At 69.4% G+C, this 22,508-nt stretch carries 19 protein-coding genes and 1 other RNA gene; 7 read left to right on the top strand and 13 right to left on the bottom strand.

Features of this window, described 5'->3' with window-relative positions:
- Positions 1–37: 37 nt before the first annotated feature.
- Positions 38–2,155, bottom strand: a complete 2,118-nt coding sequence (locus EGM46_RS08570; protein ID WP_125099738.1) for a DNA gyrase/topoisomerase IV subunit B — start codon at positions 2,153–2,155, stop codon at positions 38–40.
- A 197-nt stretch (positions 2,156–2,352) separates the two neighbouring features.
- Between EGM46_RS08570 and EGM46_RS08565 the strand changes: the two genes are divergently transcribed.
- The gene (locus tag EGM46_RS08565) at positions 2,353–2,574 is read left to right on the top strand and encodes a DUF7455 domain-containing protein (protein WP_125099737.1); all 222 of its coding nucleotides are present in this window, start codon (positions 2,353–2,355) and stop codon (positions 2,572–2,574) included.
- 85 nt (positions 2,575–2,659) lie between these two features.
- Here EGM46_RS08565 and EGM46_RS08560 read toward each other — a convergent pair whose 3' ends face one another.
- Both EGM46_RS08560 and EGM46_RS08555 read right to left on the bottom strand, forming a co-directional pair.
- A complete protein-coding gene (locus EGM46_RS08560; protein WP_125099736.1) occupies positions 2,660–4,036 on the bottom strand; it encodes an RNA polymerase sigma factor in 1,377 nt (458 codons plus the stop codon).
- A 203-nt stretch (positions 4,037–4,239) separates the two neighbouring features.
- Positions 4,240–5,181 (bottom strand): proteasome assembly chaperone family protein, encoded by a 942-nt coding sequence (locus tag EGM46_RS08555; RefSeq protein WP_206427542.1) that lies wholly within the window; start codon positions 5,179–5,181, stop codon positions 4,240–4,242.
- A 247-nt stretch (positions 5,182–5,428) separates the two neighbouring features.
- On the opposite strand from EGM46_RS08555, the gene lpdA reads away from it, so the two are divergent.
- Both lpdA and sucB read left to right on the top strand, forming a co-directional pair.
- Positions 5,429–6,802, top strand: coding sequence for a dihydrolipoyl dehydrogenase (lpdA, locus tag EGM46_RS08550; RefSeq protein WP_125099735.1), 1,374 nt, complete (start codon positions 5,429–5,431; stop codon positions 6,800–6,802).
- Between the two features lie 41 nt (positions 6,803–6,843).
- Positions 6,844–8,556: a 2-oxoglutarate dehydrogenase, E2 component, dihydrolipoamide succinyltransferase gene (gene sucB / locus EGM46_RS08545; RefSeq protein ID WP_125099734.1), complete on the top strand. Its 1,713-nt coding sequence runs from the start codon at positions 6,844–6,846 to the stop codon at positions 8,554–8,556.
- Positions 8,557–8,594: 38 nt separating this feature from the next.
- Here sucB and EGM46_RS08540 read toward each other — a convergent pair whose 3' ends face one another.
- A complete protein-coding gene (locus EGM46_RS08540; RefSeq protein ID WP_125099733.1) occupies positions 8,595–9,080 on the bottom strand; it encodes a hypothetical protein in 486 nt (161 codons plus the stop codon).
- 166 nt (positions 9,081–9,246) lie between these two features.
- Between EGM46_RS08540 and EGM46_RS08535 the strand changes: the two genes are divergently transcribed.
- The 3 genes from EGM46_RS08535 (at position 9,247) to glnA (EGM46_RS08525) (ending at position 11,921) form a co-directional block, all read left to right on the top strand.
- Positions 9,247–9,936 (top strand): DUF4191 domain-containing protein, encoded by a 690-nt coding sequence (locus EGM46_RS08535; RefSeq protein WP_125099732.1) that lies wholly within the window; start codon positions 9,247–9,249, stop codon positions 9,934–9,936.
- Positions 9,937–9,941: 5 nt separating this feature from the next.
- Entirely contained in the window at positions 9,942–10,370 is a 429-nt protein-coding gene (locus tag EGM46_RS08530; RefSeq protein WP_125099731.1) for an RDD family protein, read from the top strand.
- 126 nt (positions 10,371–10,496) lie between these two features.
- Positions 10,497–11,921, top strand: coding sequence for a type I glutamate--ammonia ligase (gene glnA, locus EGM46_RS08525; RefSeq protein WP_125099730.1), 1,425 nt, complete (start codon positions 10,497–10,499; stop codon positions 11,919–11,921).
- Positions 11,922–12,252: 331 nt separating this feature from the next.
- Here glnA (EGM46_RS08525) and EGM46_RS08520 read toward each other — a convergent pair whose 3' ends face one another.
- From EGM46_RS08520 to EGM46_RS08510, 3 genes are all read right to left on the bottom strand, one after another.
- The gene (locus EGM46_RS08520; protein WP_125099729.1) at positions 12,253–15,300 is read right to left on the bottom strand and encodes a bifunctional [glutamine synthetase] adenylyltransferase/[glutamine synthetase]-adenylyl-L-tyrosine phosphorylase; all 3,048 of its coding nucleotides are present in this window, start codon (positions 15,298–15,300) and stop codon (positions 12,253–12,255) included.
- A gap of 18 nt (positions 15,301–15,318) precedes the next feature.
- On the bottom strand, positions 15,319–16,656 hold the full coding sequence (glnA, locus tag EGM46_RS08515; protein ID WP_125099728.1) for a type I glutamate--ammonia ligase: 1,338 nt from the start codon (positions 16,654–16,656) through the stop codon (positions 15,319–15,321).
- Positions 16,657–16,800: 144 nt separating this feature from the next.
- Complete coding sequence (locus tag EGM46_RS08510; RefSeq protein ID WP_125099727.1) at positions 16,801–17,010, bottom strand: methionine aminopeptidase; 210 nt, start codon at positions 17,008–17,010, stop codon at positions 16,801–16,803.
- Positions 17,011–17,075: 65 nt separating this feature from the next.
- On the opposite strand from EGM46_RS08510, the gene map reads away from it, so the two are divergent.
- The gene (gene map, locus EGM46_RS08505) at positions 17,076–17,945 is read left to right on the top strand and encodes a type I methionyl aminopeptidase (protein WP_125099726.1); all 870 of its coding nucleotides are present in this window, start codon (positions 17,076–17,078) and stop codon (positions 17,943–17,945) included.
- Positions 17,946–18,019: 74 nt separating this feature from the next.
- Here map and EGM46_RS08500 read toward each other — a convergent pair whose 3' ends face one another.
- From EGM46_RS08500 to EGM46_RS08475, 6 genes are all read right to left on the bottom strand, one after another.
- Positions 18,020–18,622, bottom strand: a complete 603-nt coding sequence (locus EGM46_RS08500) for a hypothetical protein (RefSeq protein WP_125099725.1) — start codon at positions 18,620–18,622, stop codon at positions 18,020–18,022.
- Positions 18,623–18,655: 33 nt separating this feature from the next.
- Positions 18,656–19,031, bottom strand: an RNA gene (gene rnpB / locus EGM46_RS08495) — RNase P RNA component class A.
- 14 nt (positions 19,032–19,045) lie between these two features.
- The gene (locus EGM46_RS08490; protein ID WP_125099724.1) at positions 19,046–19,789 is read right to left on the bottom strand and encodes a zinc ribbon domain-containing protein; all 744 of its coding nucleotides are present in this window, start codon (positions 19,787–19,789) and stop codon (positions 19,046–19,048) included.
- Positions 19,790–19,809: 20 nt separating this feature from the next.
- Positions 19,810–20,661: a Nif3-like dinuclear metal center hexameric protein gene (locus EGM46_RS08485; protein WP_125099723.1), complete on the bottom strand. Its 852-nt coding sequence runs from the start codon at positions 20,659–20,661 to the stop codon at positions 19,810–19,812.
- Between the two features lie 2 nt (positions 20,662–20,663).
- Positions 20,664–21,329 carry a methionine ABC transporter permease gene (locus tag EGM46_RS08480; RefSeq protein ID WP_125099722.1) on the bottom strand — a complete coding sequence of 222 codons (666 nt, stop codon included), beginning with the start codon at positions 21,327–21,329 and terminating at the stop codon, positions 20,664–20,666.
- On the bottom strand, positions 21,329–22,357 hold the full coding sequence (locus tag EGM46_RS08475; RefSeq protein WP_125099721.1) for a methionine ABC transporter ATP-binding protein: 1,029 nt from the start codon (positions 22,355–22,357) through the stop codon (positions 21,329–21,331). The genes EGM46_RS08480 and EGM46_RS08475 overlap by 1 nt, the downstream gene beginning before the upstream one ends.
- Between the last annotated feature and the right edge of the window lie 151 nt (positions 22,358–22,508).

The raw sequence follows: 22,508 nt of genomic DNA, 5'->3' as shown, positions 1-22,508 counted from the left end.
CGTGGGCCGGGCGCGGAGCGCCCCGCCCGGGGCCCCGCTACGCGTCGATGCGATCCCGATCGAGGTCGTCCGCGTTCTCGACGATGAACTCCTTGCGCGGGGCAACGTCGTTCCCCATCAGGAGCTCGAACACCTGGGACGCGGCGTGCGCATCCTCGACGCGCACGCGGCGCAGGGTGCGGTGGTCCCGATCCATGGTGGTCTCCGCCAGCTGGTCGGCGTCCATCTCGCCGAGACCCTTGTAGCGCTGAATGGGCTCCTGGTACTTCTTGTTGCGCTTCCGGAGGTCGGCGAGGAGCGCGTTGAGCTCCCGCTCGCTGTACGTGTAGATCACGTCGTTCGGCTTGCGCCCCGCGTTCTGCACGATCACGCGGTGCAGCGGCGGCACCGCGGCGTAGACGCGCCCGGCCTCGAGCATGGGGCGCATGTAGCGGAAGAACAGCGTGAGGAGCAGGGTGCGGATGTGCGCGCCGTCGACGTCGGCGTCGCTCATGAGGATCACCTTGCCGTAGCGCGCCGACTCCAGGTCGAAGTCGCGGCCCGATCCGGCACCGATCACCTTGATGATCGCGCCGCACTCCGCGTTGCTGAGCATCTCGGCGACGGATGCCTTCTGCACGTTGAGGATCTTGCCGCGGATCGGGAGGAGCGCCTGGAACTCGCTGTCGCGCGCGGGGCGCGCGGTGCCGAGCGCGCTGTCGCCCTCCACGATGAAGATCTCGGTCTCGGCCACGTTCTTCGACCGGCAGTCGATGAGCTTGGCTGGCAGGGACGAGCTCTCGAGTGAGCTCTTCCGCCGCGCGGTGTCGCGCTGGGCACGGAGCGCGATGCGCGCCTTCATCTCCGAGACCATCTTCTCGAGCAGGGCCCCGGTCTGCGCCTTGTCCTGCTTCTTCGACGACTCGTAGCGCGCGGTGAGCCCCGACACGATGGCGCGCGTGACGATCTGGCGCACGGCAGCCGTGCCGAGCACCTCCTTCGTCTGCCCCTCGAACTGCGGCTCGGGCACGCGCACGGTGACCACCGCGGTGAGCCCCGTGAGGATGTCGTCCTTCTCCGGCTTGTCGCTGCCCGCCTTCAGCTTGCGGGCGTTCTGCTCAATCTGCTTGCGGAAGAACTTCGTGAGGCCCTGCTCGAAGCCGGCAAGGTGCGTGCCACCCTTCGGCGTCGCGATGATGTTCACGAAACTCTGCACTACGGTGTCGTAGCCGGTGCCCCAGCGCAGCGCGACGTCCACCTCGCACTCGCGCTCCACCTCGCGCGACACCAGGTGTCCCGTCTCCTCGTCCATGACGGGCACCGTCTCGCGGAACGAGCCGGAGTCGGTGACGCGCCAAGTGTCCGTGAGGGCCGCGTCGGCCGCGAGGTAGTCGACGAACTCCGAGATGCCGCCCTCATACGCGAAGCGGTGCACGGGCGCGACACCGTCCTCGGTCAGCGAATCCGGGCGCTCATCCGTGATCTCGATCCCGAGCCCTGGCACCAGGAACGCGGTCTGTCGCGCGCGCGCCACCAGGGAATCCGGCTCGAACTGCGCGGTCGGCAGGAAGATCTGCGGGTCGGCCCAGTAGCGCACGCGCGTGCCGGTGAGGCCCTTCTTCACCTTGCCGACGACCCGCAATTCGGAAGACTGCTCGAAGGGGGTGAACGGGCTGTCGGGCCCCTCGCCGGCGAACGTGCCCGGCTCGCCGTGCCGGAACGACATCGCCCAGGTCTTGCCGTCGCGGTCGACCTCGACGTCGAGCCGGGAGGACAGCGCGTTGACCACCGAAGCGCCGACGCCGTGGAGGCCGCCAGAGGAGGCGTATCCCCCGCCGCCGAACTTGCCGCCGGCGTGCAGCTTCGTGAACACGAGCTCGACACCGGAAAGACCGCTCTTCGGCTCAACGTCGACGGGGATACCGCGACCGTTGTCGGTGACCGTCACACTGCCGTCGGCGTGCAAGCGGATCCCGATCTCGTCCCCGTGGCCGGCGAGCGCCTCGTCGACGGAGTTGTCGATGATCTCCCAGAGGCAGTGCATGAGCCCGCGCGAATCGGTCGTGCCGATGTACATGCCTGGGCGCTTGCGGACCGCCTCGAGCCCCTCGAGGACGGTGAGGTGGCGAGCTGAATAGTTCGACTCAGCTGCCTGCGATGCTCGGTCAGTGGCCACGTGCAGGGACCCCTTCTCTCAGTTGACTCCCCCACACTAGGGCACCCCACCGACACTCGCGCGCAGGGCCCCCGGCGAGTGCCAAAGCCGGGCCGGATGCTACGCGGTCAGCGAACCTGAGCGGCGCGAGCGGGTGAATTGGAGCACGACGTGTTTGGATAGAGTGGAAAGTCACCTGAGATGGACGGGAGGTCGCCATGACGACTATCGAGCAGGATCGTACGGACACGATCGATGCCGCGGATCGCCCGCTCAGCGCGCTCGACCGCTGCGACAGCTGCGGCGCACAGGCGTACGTGCGCGTCACGCTGAGCGGCAGCGAGCTGCTGTTCTGCGGACACCACGCCCACAAGCACGAGGCCAAGCTTCGCCCCATGGCTGAGGTCTGGCACGACGAGAGCCACAAGCTGAACGCGTAGGCCGCCGAAACCACGGAACGGGCCAGAACACAGAACGGGCCAGGGAGATACTCCCTGGCCCGTTCTCGTGTGTTCGCCGAGCGGCTTACTCGAGGTAGTCGCGCAGCTGCTGGCTGCGCGAGGGGTGGCGCAGCTTCGCCATCGTCTTCGACTCGATCTGGCGGATCCGCTCACGCGTCACGCCGAAGGTGTCGCCGATCTGGTCGAGCGTCTTCGGCATGCCGTCGCCGAGGCCGAAGCGCATGCGGATCACACCGGCCTCGCGCTCCGACAGCGAGTCGAGCAGCTGCTCCAGCTGCTGCTGCAGCATCGTGAAGCCAACGGCGTCGGCGGGAACCACGGCCTCGGTGTCCTCGATGAGGTCGCCGAACTCGCTGTCGCCGTCCTCGCCGAGCGGGGTGTGCAGCGAGATCGGCTCGCGGCCGTACTTCTGCACCTCGATGACCTTCTCGGGGGTCATATCGAGCTCGCGGCTCAGCTCCTCGGGGGTGGGCTCGCGGCCGAGGTCCTGCAGCATCTGGCGCTGCACGCGCGCCAGCTTGTTGATGACCTCGACCATGTGCACGGGGATGCGGATCGTGCGCGCCTGATCAGCCATCGCGCGCGTGATCGCCTGGCGGATCCACCAGGTCGCATAGGTGGAGAACTTGAAGCCCTTCGTATAGTCGAACTTCTCGACCGCACGAATCAGACCGAGGTTGCCCTCCTGGATGAGATCGAGGAACTGCATGCCGCGCCCCGTGTAGCGCTTCGCGAGCGACACCACGAGTCGGAGGTTGGCGCCGAGCAGGTGGCTCTTCGCGCGCTGCCCATCACGGGCCACCCACTTGAGCTCGCGCTCCAGCTTCTTGGGCAGGCCCTGCTCGGTGGCGAGCTTCTCCTCGGCGAACAGGCCGGCCTCGATGCGCATTGCCAGCTCGACCTCCTCAGCAGCGTTGAGGAGCGCGACCTTGCCGATCTGCTTCAGGTAGTCCTTGACCGGGTCGGCGGTGGCGCCGGGGATCGCGGTCGTGACCGTCGGTACGTCCTCTTCCTCACCGGCCTTCAGCACGATGGCGCCGCGGGGCAGCGGGGTGGTGGGAGCCGGAGCCGGCTTCTCCTCCTCGATGTGCTCGGCCGCCTCGTCGTCCACGTCGTCGACGTCGATGTCGGCCGCCGCCTTCGCCGCGGCGCGCTTGGTCGTCGCCTTCTTTGCCGCAGGCTTCTTCGATGCGGCGGGCGTTGCCTCACCGTCAGTCTCGCCAGCGTCGGTGCCGGCAGCCTCGGCCGCCGCCTTGTTCGCGGCGCGCGTGGCTGCCGCCTTCTTCGCCGCCTCGGAGCGGGTCGACGATGCAGCGCGCTTCGTTGCCGCTGCTGCCGTGCCCTGCGCCTCGTCGGCCTGATGATCGGTCGACTCGGCCTCGGACTCGGCGGAAGCCGCCTTCGTCGTCGCGCGAGTCTTGGGGGTGGATGCAGTTGCCACGCAGCCGCCTCTCTCTATCGAATGCCGCGCTGTGGTGCCGAGGCGTCCCGACACGTGCTCACAGCATGAAAACCCATGTCAAGCCCGGTCGTTTTCTTCGCCGAAGAAACCGCACCGGATTGAATGGGTTGGTGCGTCCATTTTAGCACGACAGCGCTCGCGTAGTTGACAAGCGAGGCCGCGCGCCGGATACTGCCCCGCCGCTACCGCGTCGGACCATCGCTCGAATCCTCGTCGCCGCCAGCGCGTTGCTGCTCGGCGAGGAAGCGCTCCAGCTCGCTCGCGATCTGATCGGCCGTCGGGATCGTGCCGTCCTCGCTCATGAGCGGAGAGCGCGTCGACTGGTCCTCCATATAGGCGTCGTATCGCCGCTCAAGGGTGTGCACCATCTCGAGCGACTCCTCGTTGTCCGCGAGCTGCGCGTCGAGCTGTGCCTCGAAGCGGCGCGCCGACTCGCGGACCTCGTCCGTGGCGAGAATCAGCCCCGTTGCCGCCATGATGCTGTCGAGCGCGACGCGGAGCGCCTCAGGGTACTCGGTGTTCGCGAGGTAGTGCGGGATCAGCAGCGCGAAGCCGGCCACCTCCTCGCCGAGGCTGTGCAGGCGGTACTCGAGGACGTGCGCGGCAGACGCCGAGATCTTCGTCTTCGGGCGCCACACCGAACGCGCCTCGATGAGGTCATCACGCGAGCCGCTCACCGTGAGCGAGAGCGGACGGGTGTGCGGCACCGGCATCGGGATCGCGTGCGACCAGACCGTGATCGACACCTCGAACTCGTGCACGAGCAGCAGCACCGTGTCGATGAAGTGGTCCCAGCGGAAGTCGGGCTCGAACCCGCTGAGCAGGAGGAACGGCGCGCCGAACTCGTCTCGGGCAATCGAGAGGCTGAGCTCCTCTGGCGAATAGTCGACGAAGTGATCCTCGTCGAACGTGATCACGGGCCGCCGAGCGCGGTAGTCGAGCAGCATGTCGGCGTTGAAGCGGACGATCTCTTCCGGCTGGTAGTTGCGCCAGAGGTACTCCTCCAGCTGGGCCACCGCTCCGCCGGCGTCGCTGAGTCCCTGCATCGCGATGATCAGCGGCAGGCCGCGCGGAACGCTCGCGCGGCGTTCGGCGTACTCGGCGGAGAAGATTGATTCGGTCACGCTTCCATCCTACGAACGCGCGTGTTTTCGCGGGGAGAAATCGTCACGCCAGCAGCGAAACCCGTATTCCCACGAGGTCCGATCGGGAGCGTCGCCGACGCGCGTGCACGACGCGCGGGATTCGGACCACCGCACACCGTGTGTACTCCCCGCAGAACGTGCGCCAGCGGGTGTAGGGTGGGGCAAGGACTGCCCGCGCACGAGCGGGCGACCACCTCTATTGCGCACACACCGAGGGAGATCCCACTTGGCCGATCAGCAGTTTGACATCGTCGTCCTGGGCGGCGGCAGCGCCGGATACGCCACAGCGATCCGCGCGACGCAGCTCGGGCTCACCGCAGCAGTTATTGAGAAAGACAAGCTCGGCGGCACCTGTTTGCACCGCGGCTGCGTGCCGACGAAGGCGCTCCTGCACGCGGCGGAGGTCGCGGACGTTGCGCGTGAGGGCGAGACCTACGGCATTCTCTCGAGCGTCGCGGGCATCGACATCGCGAAGGTGAACAGCTACCGCGAGAACCTCGTCGCTGGCAAGCACAAGGGCCTCCAGGGCCTCCTCAAGGCCAACAAGATCACCGTCATCGAGGGCGAAGGCAAGCTCGTCGCCGCGAACACGGTGCAGGTGGGCGCTGATCGCGTCATCGGCACACACGTCGTGCTGGCGACCGGCTCCTACTCTCGCTCGCTGCCCGGCCTCGAGATCGGCGGCCGCGTGATCACGAGCGAGCACGCACTCGAACTGCAGGAGGTGCCCGCAAAGGTCATCATCCTCGGCGGCGGCGTGATCGGCGTGGAGTTCGCGAGCGTGTGGCGCTCGTTCGGCGCGGACGTGACGATCGTTGAGGGGCTCCCCCACCTCGTTCCCAACGAGGAGGAGTCGGTCTCGAAGCAGCTGGAGCGCGCGTTCCGCAAGCGGAAGATCGACTTCAAGCTCGGCGTGCGCTTCCAGTCGGTCACGCAGGACGCTTCCAGCGTCACGGTGAACCTCGAGGACGGCACTGTGCTGACGGCCGACTACCTGCTCGTCGCTGTGGGGCGCGGCCCCTCGACGCAGGGGCTCGGCTACGAAGAGGTCGGAATCCAGATGGATCGCGGCTTCGTGCTCACGAACGAGCGCCTCGCGACGAATGTCCCCGGCGTGTACGCCGTCGGCGACATCGTCCCCGGCCTGCAGCTCGCCCACCGCGGCTACCAGCAGGGCGTGTTCGTCGCAGAGGAGATCGCCGGCCTGAACCCGGTGATCGTCGAAGACGTGAATATCCCGAAGGTGACCTACTGCGACCCCGAGATCGCGTCGGTTGGCCTCACCGAGGCGAAGGCCGTCGAGAAGTACGGCGCGGAGAACGTGACGAGCTACGAGTACAACCTCGCGGGCAACGCGAAGAGCTCGATCCTGGGCACCGCGGGCTCCGTCAAGGCCGTGCGCGTGGTCGACGGCCCCGTCGTTGGGGTGCACATGATCGGCGCGCGCGTGGGTGAGCTCGTCGGCGAAGCGCAGCTCATCGTCAACTGGGAGGCGTACCCCGAGGACGTTGCGCCGTTTGTGCACGGGCACCCCACGCAGAACGAGACCATTGGCGAGACCATGCTGAAGCTCGCAGGCAAGCCGCTGCACGCGATCTAAGCGCGGCGACAGACAGACTGATACGAACGGAGAAATGCACGATGAGTGAATCGGTGGTCCTGCCCGCACTGGGTGAGAGCGTGACCGAGGGCACGGTGACCCGCTGGCTGAAGAACATCGGCGACACCGTCGAGGTCGATGAGCCGCTGCTCGAGGTCTCAACCGACAAGGTCGATACCGAGATCCCTTCCCCCGTCGCGGGTGTGCTCCAGGAGATCCTGGTGCAGGAGGACGAGACCGCCGAGGTGGGCGCCGTGCTCGCCGTCGTCGGCGACGGCGCTGCGGCACCCGCGGCCCCGGCTGCCCCCGCCGCGGCTGAGGCCGCTCCTGCTGCAGCTGCTGCGCCCGCCGCGGAGGCCCCGGCTGCTCCGGCTGCCGAGGCGCCGGCTGCTGCTGCGGCTCCGGCTGCTGCGCCCGCCGCGGGTGCCGGCGAAGAGGTCGTGCTCCCCTCGCTCGGTGAGAGCATCACGGAGGGCACCGTGACCCGCTGGCTGAAGAGCGTCGGCGACACGGTCGAGGTGGACGAGCCGCTGCTCGAGGTGTCCACGGACAAGGTCGACACCGAGGTGCCGTCCCCCATCGCCGGTGTGCTCCAGGAGATCCTGGTGCAGGAGGACGAGACCGTCGAGGTGGGCGCTGCGCTCGCACGCGTCGGCTTGGGCGCGGCTGCGCCCGCCGCTGAGGCGGCCCCCGCCCCGGCAGCCGAGGCTCCGGCTGCGGCACCTGCTGCTCCGGCTGCGCCTGCTGCCGCTCCGGCTGCTGCTCCGGCTGCGCCGGCTGCAGCTCCCGCATCTGCTGCAGCACCCGCTGCTCCGGCCGCTGCGCCAGCTCCGGCCGCGGCTCCCGCAGCCGCCGCGAACTACGTGACGCCGATCGTGCGCAAGCTCGCCAACGAGCGCGGCGTTGACCTCACCACGGTCACCGGCACGGGGGTCGGCGGACGCATCCGCAAGGAGGACGTCCTCGCCGCGGCCCCCGCAGCGCAGCCCGCGGCAGCCGCCGCACCCACTGCGGCCGCGCCCGTCGTGGAGGTCTCGGAGCTCCGCGGCACGACGCAGAAGATGAGCCGCCTCCGCAAGGTGATCGCCGAGCGCGCCGTCGCCTCCCTGCAGGAGACCGCACAGCTCACGACCGTGGTCGAGGTGGACGTGACCAAGGTCGCGCAGCTGCGTCAGGCGAAGAAGGACGAGTTCCTCGCGAAGACCGGCTCGAAGCTGTCCTTCCTGCCGTTCTTCGCGCTCGCCGCCGCTGAGGCGCTGCGCACCTACCCGATCATCAACGCGACCGTGGAGGGTGACTCGATCGTCTACCCTGCGACCGAGAACATCAGTATCGCCGTCGACACCGAGCGTGGCCTCCTCACGCCCGTGCTGCGCGGTGCCGGGGAGAAGAACCTCGCTGAGATCTCCGGCGAGATCGCCGACCTCGCAACTCGGACGCGTGACAACAAGCTCACGCCGGACGAGCTGAGCGGCGGCACCTTCACCCTCACGAACACAGGCTCGCGCGGCGCGCTCTTCGATACGCCGCTCGTGTTCCTCCCGCAGGTCGCCATCCTCGGCACCGGTGCGGTCGTGAAGAAGCCGGTCGTCGTGTCCGGCCCCGAGGGCGACTCGATCGCGATCCGCTCGACGGTCTACCTCGCACTCTCGTACGATCACCGCATCGTCGACGGTGCGGACGCCGCGCGCTTCCTGACGCAGGTTCGCCTGCGGCTTGAGGCTGGCGACTTCGCTGGAAACCTCGGCATCTAGCACCCGCACCGGCCGTCCCGTCCGTGGGGCCGCAGCACTCACCTCGAGCGCTGCGGCCCCACGGTCGTTTCTGCCAGGTGCGCCGGCGTGATCCGGCTCCGCACCGCGGCTTCCACGGCCTCCCTGGCCCGCACGGGCGTCCAGCTGGGCCCCAGCGAGTCCAGCTCGGCGAGGCACTCCGAGATCGCCTCATCCAGGAGCCTCGCGCCGCTGCCGGTGCTGCTGCTGCTGCCGCTGCCAGTGCCAGTGCCGCTGCCGGAGCCGGCGCGCGCGAGCCAGGCGAGCAGTCGCAGCGGGACGCCGAGCAGCTCGCAGCCCGCGTCGTGGCCGGTGCGTGCGTGGCTGGTGCGGTGCTGCGTCGAAACAGCCTGCTGAGCACCCTCGCGCTCCCCCACACAGCCTCCGGCCGCACGAGCGGCAATCCCCGTGGCGCATGCGCGCTCCAGCTTGGCCGCCGCGTGCGCGAGCGCGCCAGGGGCCGGCGCGCGTGGGCGCCGGGCGAACCATTTCCGTGCGAGCATCATCGACCCAGTTTGCGGCCGACGGCGGGCACGCGACCGAGCAACCGCGATACTCCACAGCCCGGCTCGCGATCCGGGCATCGAGCCTCGCTGTGAGCGAACCGGATCCGCGGCGCTCCGGGCGCCAGATGGTTCGGGGAACCCCGCGGGAACCGATATCCTAGACGGTATGGCAGCAGAGAAGGCGAAGCGCGACGGTCGCATCAAGCAGATGATCGAGATCTATCGGACCACGAAGGTCCATGATCGGAATCTCCCCTGGGTGCTGCTCGCGGTGTTCGTCGCCCCCATCCTGGTGTCCGTGCTGCTCGCCTGGCTCCTGCCCGGCGGCTGGTTCGGCTGGGTGATCTGGCCGATCTCGGGCATCCTCGTTGGTCTCCTGCTCGTCATGATCGTGCTCGGCCGACGCGCCGAGAAGATGGCGTACCAGCAGATCGAGGGTCGCGCTGGTGCCGTCGGTGCCGTCGTGCAGGGCGCGCTCCGTCGCTCGTGGCGCGGCTCCGAGGTGCCGATCGCGATCAACCGCAACCAGGACGCCGTGTACCGCGTGGTCGGTCGCGGCGGCGTCGTGCTCATCTCCGAGGGCTCGCGCAGCCGCACGGAGCGCATGGCCGCCGATGAGGAGCGCAAGGTGAAGCGCGCACTCCGCAACGTCGAGGTCGTGCACCTCTACGTCGGCCCGGACGGCGATGGGATCCCGCTCGCGAAGCTCTCGAAGACGCTCGTGAAGCTCAAGCCGAAGCTCTCGCGCAACGAGGTCGCCGCGGTCTACAACCGCCTCTCCTCGCTGCAGGCCGCGCCCGTCGGGATCCCGAAGGGCATGGACCCGAACCGCATCCGCTCGCAGCGTCCGCGCTAAGCCGCATGCCAGCCTCGTCCCCGCAGCGCTTCGGCGACCTCGAGCCGAGCAAGTGGCCGGGTGAGCGCCTGGGGCTCCCCGAGTCCGGGCCGCGCTCCGTCGGCCGGATCGGTCGCCGCATCCTCGCGATCATGATCGACTGGGGACTCGCGGCGCTGCCGGCGTACTTCCTCGTCGGCGGCCCGAACGCGAGCGTCTGGAACATCGTGTTCTTCGCGATCATGCAGGTGATCTTCATTCCGACGATCGGCGGCTCGATCGGCCACCGTCTCGTGGGGTTGCGCGTCGTTCCGATCGCGGGTGGCTGGGTCGGTATCTGGCGTCCCGTGGTGCGCACGCTGCTGCTGTGCCTCGTGATCCCGCTCCTCGTGTGGGACTCGGATCAGCGCGGCTTCCACGACAAGATCGCGGGCACCGTGCTCGTGCGCGGCTAATTCCGCGTCACCTTTCCGCGTCGTGTAACACTCGCGAAACATGAGAATCACGCTTCCGAAACGCAGGGCGCATAAGCTGGATGCAAGCGAACGGTGCCTGAGGGCACACCGGCAATGAGGAGCAGCATGTTCACTACCCCGCAGGAAGTCATCGACTTCATCAAGGAAACTGACGTCAAGTTTGTTGATATCCGGTTCACCGATCTCCCCGGGGTGCAGCAGCACTTCAACATCCCCGCGGCCACCGTTTCCGATGACTTCTTCGAGGTCGGCCAGATGTTCGACGGCTCCTCGATCCGCGGCTTCGCCGGCATCGCCGAGTCAGATCTCCAGCTCATCCCCGACGTGACGACGTGCTACGTCGACCAGTTCCGCCTCGAGCGCACGCTGATCGTCATCTGCGACATCTTCAACCCCCGCACGGGCGAGATCTACTCGAAGGATCCCCGTCAGGTCGCGAAGAAGGCCGAGCAGTACCTCGTCTCGACCGGCATCGCCGACACCGCGTTCTTCGCCCCCGAGGCGGAGTTCTACATCCTCGACTCGGTGCGCTACGAGACAACCCCGCAGCGCACGTTCTACGAGATCGACTCCGAGGAGGCGCACTGGAACTCCGGGCGCAAGGTCGAGGGCGGCAACCTCGGCAACACCACCTCGGCCAAGGGCGGCTACTTCCCCGTCTCCCCCGTGGACAAGCAGGCCGATCTGCGCGACGACATCTCGCTGCGCCTCATCGAGGCCGGCCTTGAGCTCGAGCGCTCGCACCACGAGGTGGGCGCGCCCGGCCAGGCCGAGATCAACTACCGCTTCGACACCCTCGTCAACGCCGCGGACGATGTGCTCAAGTTCAAGTACGTCGTGAAGAACACCGCGGAGCTGTGGGGCAAGACGGCGACGTTCATGCCGAAGCCCGTCTTCGGTGACAATGGCTCGGGCATGCACACGCACATGTCGCTCTGGAAGGGCGGCGATCCTCTGTTCTACGACGAGAACGGCTACGCCGGCCTCTCCGACGTTGCGCGTTGGTACATCGGCGGCATCCTGCACCACGCCCCCGCGCTCCTCGCGTTCACGAACCCGACGATCAACAGCTACCGCCGTCTCGTGAAGGGCTACGAGGCGCCCGTGAACCTCGCCTACTCGGCCGGCAACCGCTCGGCCGCGGTGCGGATCCCGCTCACCGGGTCGAACCCGAAGGCGAAGCGCATCGAGTTCCGCGCCCCCGATGCGTCGGGCAACCCCTACCTCGCCTTCGCCGCGCAGCTCATGGCCGGCCTCGACGGCATCCGCAACCGCATTGAGCCGATGGAGCCCATCGACAAGGACCTGTACGAGCTTCCCCCCGAGGAAGCGAAGAACATCCCGCAGGTGCCCGGTTCGCTCGAGGAGGCGCTCACCGCGCTCGAGGCTGACCACGACTTCCTGCTCGAGGGTGGTGTCTTCACCGAGGAGCTGATCCAGACCTGGATCGATCTCAAGCACGAGCTCGAGATCGCGCCGATGGCGCTCCGCCCGCACCCGTTCGAGTTCGAGCTGTACTACGGGGTGTAACCCGCAGCGCGTCGTTCGCAGCGAACGCGAGAGGGCCCGGGTGGTGAGTATTCACCTCCCGGGCCCTCTCTGGTGTCCGGTCGCGGATGCCGATCGGTGCAACGTCGCTGTTGCGGCGATGAGTAGCGCGGAGCGCTAGGACTCGAGTTCGTCGTCGAACTCGGAGCCATCCTCGGCGAGGATGGCCTCAAGAAGTGACTGTAAGTAATGCATAACAATCAGGTTACGCTTCGATAACGCTCTTGGGAACCCCTCTGGGTAAACATCGAGGAAACAAATTGAAACCTGAGGATGCCCGGCCCCGCTCGCGCGAATGCCGTCCGGGCCGTCGTCAGCGCCGCTCCGGGAAGTCCATCGCGTCGTAGCCGAAGAACTCGCGCTCAAAGACGCGGCGCGCCCGCCGCGACACCGCGAACCACCGCTCCTCCAGTTCGGAGGTTCGACGGGCCGGCATCCCGAGCACACTCGCGATCCCCTCGAGTTCCACCCGGTCCGTTGGCAGCGAGTCGCTCGCGCGGCCGTTCCAGAGCTTCAACGCAGAGCGCACACTGCTCGCGGTGCGCCAGGACTCCGCCAGGTGCTCCGCGTCCTCCGCCCCGATGAGCTCGTGCGCCACCGCGGCGTCCAGCGCCGCGAGCGTCGAGACCGTGCGGAGCGCGGGATACTCGGCGCCGGAGCGCAGCTGCAGCAGCTGCACGAGCCACTCCACATCGGTGAGTCCGCCCGGCCCGAGCTTCAGGTGCCTGGTGGGATCCGCGCCGCGCGGCAGCCGCTCGGCCTCCACGCGCGCCTTCATGCGCCGCACCTCTCTGACCTGCTCCTCACCGAAGTGCTGCGGGTAGCGGATCTCGTCGGCGAGCTCGACGAAGGCCGCTCCGAGCGCGGGATCACCGGCCACGGGACGGGCGCGGAGCAGCGCCTGCGCCTCCCACGTCACCGACCACCGCTCGTAGTACACCCGCGAGGCCTCGAGACTGCGCGCGATCGGGCCGTTCTTGCCCTCCGGCCGCAGGTCGAAGTCGAGATCCACGGGGAATCGGGGATCGGAGACGAGCCGCCTGAGCTCGGTGACCCGCTTGATCGCCGCCCGTGACGCCTGATCACCCGGCACGCCAGGAGCCGGGCGGAACACCGCGATCAGGTCGATGTCCGACGCGAATCCGAGTTCGCCGCCACCGTAGCGCCCCATACCGATGAGCGCGAGCTCGAACTCCTGCGGCTGCGCCGCCGCGGCAGCCGCGCGATCGAGCATGATGAGCAGCGCGTCGAGGAGCGCGGTGTGCGCGGCGTCGAGCCCGCGCGCGACATCAGGCTCGTCGAGCACGCCGGTGATGCGCCCGAGGGCGAGTCGCAGGACCTCGCGCCGATGCACGCCGCGGAGCGCCGAGCCCGCGTCCTCGACGGTGTCCCTGCGCGAGGCGAGCGCGCGCATCTCGTCGCGCAGCGTGTCCAGCCCGCGCGGCATCAGCGCGGCATCGCTCTCGAGCCAGGCCACCGCCTCCGGGATGCTCTCGAGCAGCTCGGCCGCGAACCGCGACGAGGAGAGCACCCGGGTGAGCCGCTCGGCCGCCTCCGCGCCGTCGCGCAGCAACCGCAGGTACCAGGGCGACGCACGATTCGCCTCGCTCACCCGGCGGAACGCGAGCAGCCCGTAGTCGGGATCCGTGCCCTCGGCGAGCCACTGCAGCAGCACCGGCAGGAGGTTGCGGTGGATGCGCGCACGCCGCGAGGTGCCGCGCGTCAGCTCAGCGAGGTGGCGGATCGCACCGTCGGGGTCGCGGAAGCCGATACTCGCGAGCCTGGCGCGCGCCTCGGCGCTGCCGAGCAGCAGCTCCTCCTCGGGGAGCGCGGCGACCGCGCTGAGCAGCGGGGCGTAGAAGATCTTCAGGTGCAGCTCGCGCACCTCGCGCTTCACGCGGCCCCACTCCTGCAGGAGCGCGTCGCCGGTCGGCGCGAGCCCGCTCGCGCGCGCGAGCACGCGGAGGCCCTCGGGGTCGGTCGGCATGATCGCCGTGCGGCGGAGCTCGCGCAGCTGCAGGCGGTGCTCCAGCACGCGGAGGAAGCGGTAGTCGGTCGCGAGCCGCTCGCCGTCGCTCCGCGCGATGTAGCCGCCGTCTACGAGCGCCTGCATCGCCGGCAGCGTGCCGCGCGCGTGCAGGCGATCGTCGTACTGCCCGTGCACCAGCTGCAGCAGCTGCACGCTGAACTCGATGTCCCGGAGGCCGCCGGGCCCGAGCTTGAGCTGGACGTCGAGGTCATCGGTGTCGATGTGCTCGGTCACGCGCTCGCGCATGCGCTGCACGGAGCCGACGAAGTCCTCCCGGTTCGAGGACGCCCACACGGCGTCCCGCGTGCGCGCAACGAACTCGTCGCCGAGCGCGAGATCCCCGGCGAGCGGGCGGGCCTTGAGGAGCGCCTGGAATTCCCACCCCTTCGCCCACCGATCGTAGTAGCTGAGCATCGAGCCGAGGGTGCGCACGAGCGCGCCGTGCCTGCCCTCGGGGCGCAGATTCGCGTCGAGCTCCCAGAGCGGGGGTTCCACGCACGGGTCGTGGATCCCCCGCATCGTTTCACTGGCGAGGCGCGTGGCGATCCGGATCAGCGTGTCCGTGTCGAGGACGTCGCCGCCGCTTTCCCCGTCCGACGCGCTCCGTGCGATGAACACGACGTCGACGTCGGACACCACGTTGAGCTCCTCGGCGCCGCACTTCCCCATCGCGACGACGGCGAGCTCCGTCGCGGCGATCCGCTCCGCGCGCACGGCCGGGCCGTTCAGGCCGCCCGCGACGCTCGCGCGAGCGACCGCGAGCGACGCCTCGACCGCCGCGCCCGCGAGCGAGGACAGGCTCGACGCGACGTGCTCGAAGGACTCGAGCGCGAGCCCCTCCGCAGTGCGCTCGAGGTCGAACAGCATGACGCTCGCGAGGAGGCCCCGGTAGGCGATGCGCAGGGCCTCCCACCCGGCTGGCCCGGCGAGCGGCGCCCCCGTCGCGGTCTCGTGCACCGCACTGAGCAGCACGGCGAGCGCCTGCTCAGCGGGCACGAGCGCGCCCCCGCGGGCGAGCAGCTCCGGCAAGCCGCCAGGGTGTCGCACGAAGAAGTCGCCGAGCGCCGGTGAGGCGCCGACGAGGCGGCAGAGCCGGGTGAGCTCCTCCGCGTCGAGGGCCGTGAGGAGCTCGGGCGCGCGTTCCGCGAGCTCGCGGATGCGTCCGAGCGCGGCGTCCGGGTCGCCCGCAGCGGCGAACGCGTCGAGCACCTCGCCCTGCGCGACGCGCAGGTGCGGCGCCAGCTCGTGGAGCGCGGCGCGGGACTCGGTGAGCGCCTGGAACCCGGCGCGCGCGAGCTCGGCGAGCTTCAGTTCGGGGAGCGGATCCGCCATTGCGGCTTCGTTCCCGGCCTAGATCGTGTCGAGCATCGACGACAGCTCGTACGGCGTCACCTGGCTGCGGTAGGCCGCCACCTCGCGCCGCTTGTCGCGGAGGAAGTAGGCGAACACCTGCTCCCCCAGCGTCTCGGCGACGAGCTCGGAGCGCTCCATCACGGCGAGCGCGTGGTCGAGGCTGGTCGGCAGCGCGTCGAAGCCCATCGCCCGGCGTTCGCCGTCGGACAGCGCCCACACATTGTTCTCCGCCTCGGGCGGCAGCTCGTACTCCTCCTCGATGCCCTTCAGGCCTGCGGCGAGCAGCACCGAGAAGCCGAGGTACGGGTTGACCGCGCTGTCGAGCGCGCGGTACTCGACGCGCGCCGCGCCGCCCTTGCCCGGCTTGTACATCGGAACCCGCACGAGCGCCGAACGGTTGTTGTGGCCCCAGCTCACGAACGACGGGGCCTCGTCGCCGCCCCACAGTCGCTTGTACGAGTTGATGTACTGGTTCGTGACCGCGGTGATCTCCGGCGCGTGGCGCAGGAGGCCGGCGACGAAGCGGCGGCCGGTCTGCGAGAGCTGGTACTTCGCGCCCGGATCGTAGAACGCGTTCGTGTCGCCCTCGAAGAGCGAGAGGTGCGTGTGCATGCCGGATCCCGGCTGCCCGGCGAGCGGCTTCGGCATGAAGGTCGCGTGCACGCCCTGCGTGATCGCCACCTCCTTCACGACCGTGCGGAACGTCATGAGGTTGTCCGCGGTGGTGAGCGCGTCGGCGTAGCGCAGGTCGATCTCGTTCTGGCCTGGCCCGGCCTCGTGGTGGCTGAACTCGACGGAGATCCCGAGGTCCTCGAGCATCGCGACGCTCTCGCGCCGGAAGTCGTGCGCGGTGCCACCCGGCACGTTGTCGAAGTAGCCGGCGCGGTCGACGGGGACGGGGCCTTCGGCCCCGAACTCCTTCGACTTCAGCAGGTAGAACTCGATCTCGGGGTGCGTGTAGAACGTGAAGCCCTGATCCGCCGCGTGCGCGAGCGTGCGCTTCAGCACGTTGCGCGGGTCGGCGACCGCCGGCTCCCCGTTCGGGGTGCGGATGTCGCAGAACATGCGCGCGGTCGGCGCGTCCTGGCTGCGCCACGGCAGCAGCTGGAACGTCGCGGGATCCGGGATCGCGAGCAGGTCCGACTCGTACGCGCGCGTGAGGCCCTCGATCGCCGAGCCGTCGAAGCCGATGCCCTCGCTGAACGCGCCTTCGACCTCCGCGGGTGCGAGCGCGACCGATTTCAGTGTCCCCGACACATCACTGAACCAGAGGCGTACGAACTTGACGCCCCGCTCCTCGATTGTGCGAAGGACGAAATCGCGCTGCTTGCTCACACCGGCTCCGTTCGTTGCCGCGCAGCGCCTGGCGCCGCGCGTGGGTGTCTCACGCGCCGCGATCGCCGCGGCGCGCGCTCGGGATCAGACTACCTCCCACGCGTGTCGAACGTGTTACGGCAGCCGCAGAGTTTGCTCGGCGCGCTACAGCTCCTCGTTCGCCTCGTCCTCCTCGCGCCACGCCCGCGCGCGTCGCTCGAGAATCTGGTTCGCGTGCGCGGCCTCCTCGCGCGTGGCGAACGGCCCGACGCGGTCCACCGACAGCGACTGCGGCCCCTCCTCCACCTCGCCGGTGCGCGTATTGAACCAGTACGTCTCCTCGGGATCTTCGATCCCCCAGTCCCGCTTGCTCATGATCCGAGTCCTTCCGCTGTGCGGTGCCCGCAGCGAGCACTGCGCGCACTTCATAGACTAGAGCCATGCCCTTCGACGCACACGGACATTTGATTCCCGGTATTCGCCCGGCGCAGCGCCAGGTTCCCGCGAGCATCGCGCGACCCCCGTACGTTGGCCTCGTCACGCCGCCCCCGTACGAGGGCGACAACACGTACACGGCCGAGGAGGTTGCCAAGATCCGGGCGGCCGGCCGGATCGCCTCGCGCGCACTCGACGCGGTCGGCGAGGCCGTGCGCCCAGGGGTCACCACCGCCGAGTTGGATCGCGTCGCGCACGAGGTGGTGGTCGCCGCTGGCGCGTACCCGTCGACGCTCGGCTACCGCGGCTATCCAGCTTCCTCGTGCACCTCCGTCAACGAGGTGATCTGCCACGGCATCCCCGACGACACCGTGCTGCGCGAGGGTGACATCGTGAACGTGGACGTCACGGCATACCTCGACGGCTTCCACGGCGACACGAACCGCACGTATCGGGTGGGCGAGGTCGCGCCCGAGGTCGATCTGCTCGTCGAGCGCACGCACGAGGCGATGATGCGCGGGATCCGGGCCGCGAAGCCGGGACGCGCGGTGAACGTGATCGGCCGCGTGATCGAGACCTATGCGAAGCGCTTCGGCTACGGGGTCGTGCGCGACTTCACCGGGCACGGCGTCGGCTCGTCCTTCCACTCAGGCCTCATCATTCCGCACTACGACTCGGCGCCGAGCTACGGGGACATCATCGTCCCCGGCATGGTGTTCACCGTCGAGCCCATGCTCACGCTGGGCGGGCACGAGTGGGATCAGTGGGAGGACGGCTGGACGGTCACGACGCGCGACAAGAGCGTCACCGCGCAGTTCGAGCACACGGTGGTGATCCGGGAGGACGGCTTCGAGCTGCTCACGGTGTCGGAGTAGGGGCCGCGCCGGCTAGACCAAGCGATTCGGCGTACCCAAGCCCCGATCGCCGATCCGCGCTTGGGTTCGCCGAATCACTGAGGGTGCGGCGGGGCGGCTGGCTCGTGGGTCTGGGAGGCGTGCGGCGGGGCGTCTGGCTGGGGAGCCACCGCGTCCGCGCGGAGCGCCCGCCGGCTCGTGTACTCCCAGCCGATCAGCACGGCGAGCGCCGCAGGGATCACGAACGCGAGCAGCGAGGGATCGAGCGCCTGGACCTTTTCGGGTGATCGCCCCAGTTCGCTGGAGAAGCCGATCATCGAGACGTAGCCGACCGCCGCCCCCAGTGCGGTGAAGGCGATGCGGTGCACCCACCTGCGTCGCTGGCCGCGGAGGAGCTTCCCCAGCAGCCATGCGCTGAGCGCGCCGTACGTGAGGCACGCGAAGCCCGAGACCGGGAGGGAGATCATCAGCACGAAGAAGATCCCCCCGAGGTGCTCGAGCTGAAACCGTCCCGCGGACGAGTCGACGACGGCAGGCAATCCCACCCCGCCCAACACGAAGAGCACGTTGAACGCGACGAGCGCCGCCACGTTGCCGCGAAAGAACTCGGCTCCGGTGAAGTCCATGGGCCTCGCGGGCGTGCGGATCCCCCATGGCGGGTACCGATCCGGCCGTGCGGCTTCCAGCGCGGTGCTCATAGGTTCAGCATAGGGAACATCTGCGATGTGTGGGGAATGGGCCGGATCATACGCCGGGTTCTGTCCCACCGGCGAACGCCGGGGTGACGGTCATCTCTCTCGGGGCACTGTTGCCAGTACCCTCTAGCGGCCTACCCGAGGACTCGGCGGGGCGCGTCATCATCCTCTGTCTGGCCTTGCTCCGAACGAGGTTTACCTGGCCGCCCGTGTCGCCACGGGCGCCGGTGGTCTCTTACACCACCCTTTCAGCCTCACCGCGCCGGGCGAACCCGACGCGGCGGTCTACTCTCTGTTGCACTTTCTCGCGGGTTGCCCCGGGTGGGCGTTACCCACCGTTCTCCCCTGCGGAGCCCGGACGTTCCTCGGCGCGTGCACTCTCGTGCCGCGACGCGACCGTCTCACCAGCCCATTCCACCGTCGATTCTACACCTCGGGCGTCGCGTCCTCATCGACGCGCACGAGGATCGCGCCGGTGCCCGGGCAGAACAGCAGCTCGTCGGGCGCCGCGGCGTTGAAGTCGCTGAGTTCCGCCGGCGTGAGCGCCATGTTGCTGGCCTCGGACACCGCGCCGCGCAGGCGGGCCGCCCCGATCCCGATCCTGCCGCGCAGCTCCTCGTAGACGCCGAGGAGGTCGCGCTGGATCTCGGCCGCGAGTCCGCCGCGCTCCTCGGTGTTCGCGGCGTGGTCGCGGTCGATCTGCGCCTCGGCGGCGTCGATGGCGGCCTGAATGGACGCGCGCCGCCCGTCAACCCCGCTGAGCACGGTTTCGGCCTCGGTGAACGCCGCCTGCGCACTCTCCTGCTGCTCCATGAGCTCAAGCTCGCGCTCCTCGAGCTCGCCCATACGGCGGGCCAGCGTGTCGAGCTCGCTCTGCAGCGCCTGCGCCTCCTTCGATGAGGTGCTGACCGCCATGAGCTCCTCGTCGCGCGTGCGACGCTGGCGCACCATCGCAACGTCGGCTTCGATCCGCTCAATCTCCGCGGTCAGCGTGTCGAGCTCACGTTGCGCGGCCATGAACTGCTCGCGTGAGCTCGCGATCTCACCGGCCAGGCCGTCGAGCTCGGCGCGTTCCGGGAGCGTCGCCCGCTTGCGGCGCAGCCGCGCGATCGTCGTATCGAGGTCGTGGAGGTCGAGCAGCAGTCGCTGCTGGCGCGGGCTAGCCTTCATGCCCCCAGCCTACCGGTGCCTCAGGCGGATGCGCCGACCGAAAACACCCACGGATCGGTGCGGCGCGCGCTCACCCGGAAGGTGACGCCGGGGAGGCGCTCGCCGAGCAGCTCGGCCGCGCCGTCCAGCCACAGCGACTCGCTCGCCCAGTGCGCGACGTCGACGAGGGCCGGCCCGCCAGCAGCCGCTGCGAGTTCGAGCGACTCCTGCGCCGGGTGATGACGCAGATCAGAGGTCACGTACACGTCGGCCGCGCGCACAAGCGGGTGGTCGAGCAGGCTGTCCCCCGCGCCGCCGAGCAGCGCGACGCGCGACACCACCCGATCGGGATCGCCGCCGACCCGGACCCCGCTCACCGTCTGCGGGAGGATCGCGGCGAGTCGCTCGGCGAACGCGCGGAGCGACTCGGGCTGCGGCAGCGTCCCGACACGGCCGATGCCGGACCCCTGCGCGGCGGCGGGGTGCTGGCTCGGGACGAGCGGCTGCGCGTGCACGAGCCCGAGTCGGCGCGCGAAGACATCCGAGACGCCGCCGTCCGGCGCGTCGGCGTTCGTGTGCGCCGAGTAGAGCGCGCAGCCGCCGCGAATGAGGCGCGCGATCAGCGCGCCCTTCGCCGTGTCCTCGGCGAGCGTGTGCACGCCGCGCAGAAGCAGCGGGTGATGCGTGAAGAGCAGATCGGCGCCGGTGTCGAGCGCCTCGGCCACCGTGTCCTCGGTCACGTCGACGGCGAGCAGCGCGCTCGTGAGCGGCGCACGCGGGTCGCCGGAGGTGAGCCCAACCCGATCCCAGCTCTCGGCCGTCGCGAGCGGCCAGAGCTCGTCGGCGAGGGCGAGGAAGTCGGCCAGGCTGGTGGCTTCGGGGCGATCGGACACACTTACCTCCTGAGGAGCTTGCGGGCGATGACGTTGCCGAGCAACTGCACGAGCTGCACGATCAGGATGATGATGAGCACCGCGGCCCACGTCACCCAGGGGTTGAGCTGGCGGTACCCGTACTTCAACGCGAGGTTGCCGAGCCCGCCGCCGCCGACCACACCCGCCATCGCGGTCATGTCGACGACGGCGATGAACGCGAAGGTGTAGCCGAGCACGAGCGGGCCGAGCCCCTCGGGGATGAGCACGGTCACGATGGTCCGCAGCGGCCCGGCCCCCATCGCGCGTGCGGCCTCGATCACGCCGGGCGGCACGGTGAGCAGGTTCTGCTCCACGAGCCGCGCGATCCCGAACATCGCGGCGAACACGAGGACGAACATCATCCCGGCGTCGCCGATGGCCGTGCCGACGACCACGCGCGAGAGCGGCGCGAGCACCGCGATGAGGATCACGAACGGGATGGGCCGGAAGAAGTTCACCAGGAAGTTCAGCGTGATGAACACGGGCCGGTTCTGCAGCAGGCCGCCCTGCCTGGTCACGGTGAGGGCGACGCCGACCAGCAGTCCGAGCAGGCCTCCGACCCCCATCGCGACGGACACGTACAGCAGTGTCTGCAGCGTCGCCTCGAGGAACTTGCCGCTCGCGAGCAGCTCAATCAGTCGATCCATCAGGCGAGCACCTCCAGTTCGGTCTGCTGCGCGAGCGCCGCGATCGCGTGCTCGACGCGCAGATCATCGCCGATCAGCTCAAGGGTCAGCTTGCCGAAGCTGCGGCCGCCGACGTCGGTGATGCCGCCGTGCACGATACTGACGCCGACCCCGCGCTCCGCGAGCACGCCGAACACGACGGGCTGATCCACGTCGCCGTCGCGGAACGTGAGGCTCACGAGCCTGCCGCGATGCCGTTCGCGGAGCAGCTGCAGGTGCTCGGCGGCCGGCTCGCTCGGCAGCGCGGACGCGACGAACTTCCGCGTCGTATCGGTGCGGGGCGCGGAGAACACCTCGTACACGTCGCCCTGCTCGACCGCGGTTCCGAGCTCCATCACCGTGACGCGGTGCGCAATCTCGCGCACCACCTCCATCTCGTGCGTGATCAGGATCACCGTGATCCCGAGCTCCCGGTTCACGCGCTGCAGCAGTGCGAGCACGTCACGCGAGGTCTCCGGATCGAGCGCGCTCGTCGCCTCGTCGGCGAGCAGCACCCCGGGGTTGGTCGCCAGGGCGCGCGCGATGCCAACTCGCTGCTTCTGGCCGCCGGACAGCTGATCGACGTATGCGGTCGCGCGATCCTGCAGGCCGACGAACGCGAGCAGTTCGGCCACCCTGGCCGCGCGCTCGGCGGCCGGCACGCCAGCGACGATGAGCGGATACTCGACGTTCTTCGCGACGTTCTTCGAGTGGAACAGGTTGAACTGCTGGAAGATCATGCCGATGCGCTGGCGAACGGGCCGCAGCTCACGCTCGGACAGCGCGGTGATCTCGGCATCCCCGATCCGGATCGAGCCGCTCGTCGCCCGCTCGAGGCCGTTGATGAGCCGCAGCAGCGTGCTCTTGCCCGCGCCCGAGTAGCCGATGATCGCGTGGATCTCACCCGAGGCGACGTCGATCGAGACGTCGTCGACCGCGACGATGTCGGCGGCGCCCTTTCCGCGGCCGGGGTAGCGCTTCCCCACCCCGCTCAACTGCACACGTGTCACGTGCGTTCCTCTCGTTTGTGGCCGGCCCGCGCCGCGCGTAGCACCGCCACGCCGTCACCCATTCTCCCCGGAACTGCGGGTGACGCACGAATCGGGGCGCCGAGTTCCCTCGCGCGCCCCGATCCTGATGCGGTGGTGAGTCCGTGCGTCG

The organism is Leucobacter chromiireducens, assembly GCF_003917135.1.
Lineage (GTDB): Bacteria > Actinomycetota > Actinomycetes > Actinomycetales > Microbacteriaceae > Leucobacter > Leucobacter chromiireducens_A.
Note: the sequence above shows the minus strand (reverse complement) of the source record. Positions and strands in the feature narration are given on the sequence as shown.

Coding starts and splice junctions, on each gene's coding strand:
- map (WP_125099726.1), top strand. CDS start 17,076: ATGCCCTTCGACGCACACGGACATTTGATTCCCGGTATTCGCCCGGCG.
- EGM46_RS08540 (WP_125099733.1), bottom strand. CDS start 9,080: ATGATGCTCGCACGGAAATGGTTCGCCCGGCGCCCACGCGCGCCGGCC.
- EGM46_RS08520 (WP_125099729.1), bottom strand. CDS start 15,300: ATGGCGGATCCGCTCCCCGAACTGAAGCTCGCCGAGCTCGCGCGCGCC.
- EGM46_RS08500 (WP_125099725.1), bottom strand. CDS start 18,622: ATGAGCACCGCGCTGGAAGCCGCACGGCCGGATCGGTACCCGCCATGG.
- EGM46_RS08535 (WP_125099732.1), top strand. CDS start 9,247: ATGGCAGCAGAGAAGGCGAAGCGCGACGGTCGCATCAAGCAGATGATC.
- EGM46_RS08490 (WP_125099724.1), bottom strand. CDS start 19,789: ATGAAGGCTAGCCCGCGCCAGCAGCGACTGCTGCTCGACCTCCACGAC.
- EGM46_RS08480 (WP_125099722.1), bottom strand. CDS start 21,329: ATGGATCGACTGATTGAGCTGCTCGCGAGCGGCAAGTTCCTCGAGGCG.
- glnA (WP_125099730.1), top strand. CDS start 10,497: ATGTTCACTACCCCGCAGGAAGTCATCGACTTCATCAAGGAAACTGAC.
- EGM46_RS08530 (WP_125099731.1), top strand. CDS start 9,942: ATGCCAGCCTCGTCCCCGCAGCGCTTCGGCGACCTCGAGCCGAGCAAG.
- EGM46_RS08510 (WP_125099727.1), bottom strand. CDS start 17,010: ATGAGCAAGCGGGACTGGGGGATCGAAGATCCCGAGGAGACGTACTGG.
- sucB (WP_125099734.1), top strand. CDS start 6,844: ATGAGTGAATCGGTGGTCCTGCCCGCACTGGGTGAGAGCGTGACCGAG.
- EGM46_RS08565 (WP_125099737.1), top strand. CDS start 2,353: ATGACGACTATCGAGCAGGATCGTACGGACACGATCGATGCCGCGGAT.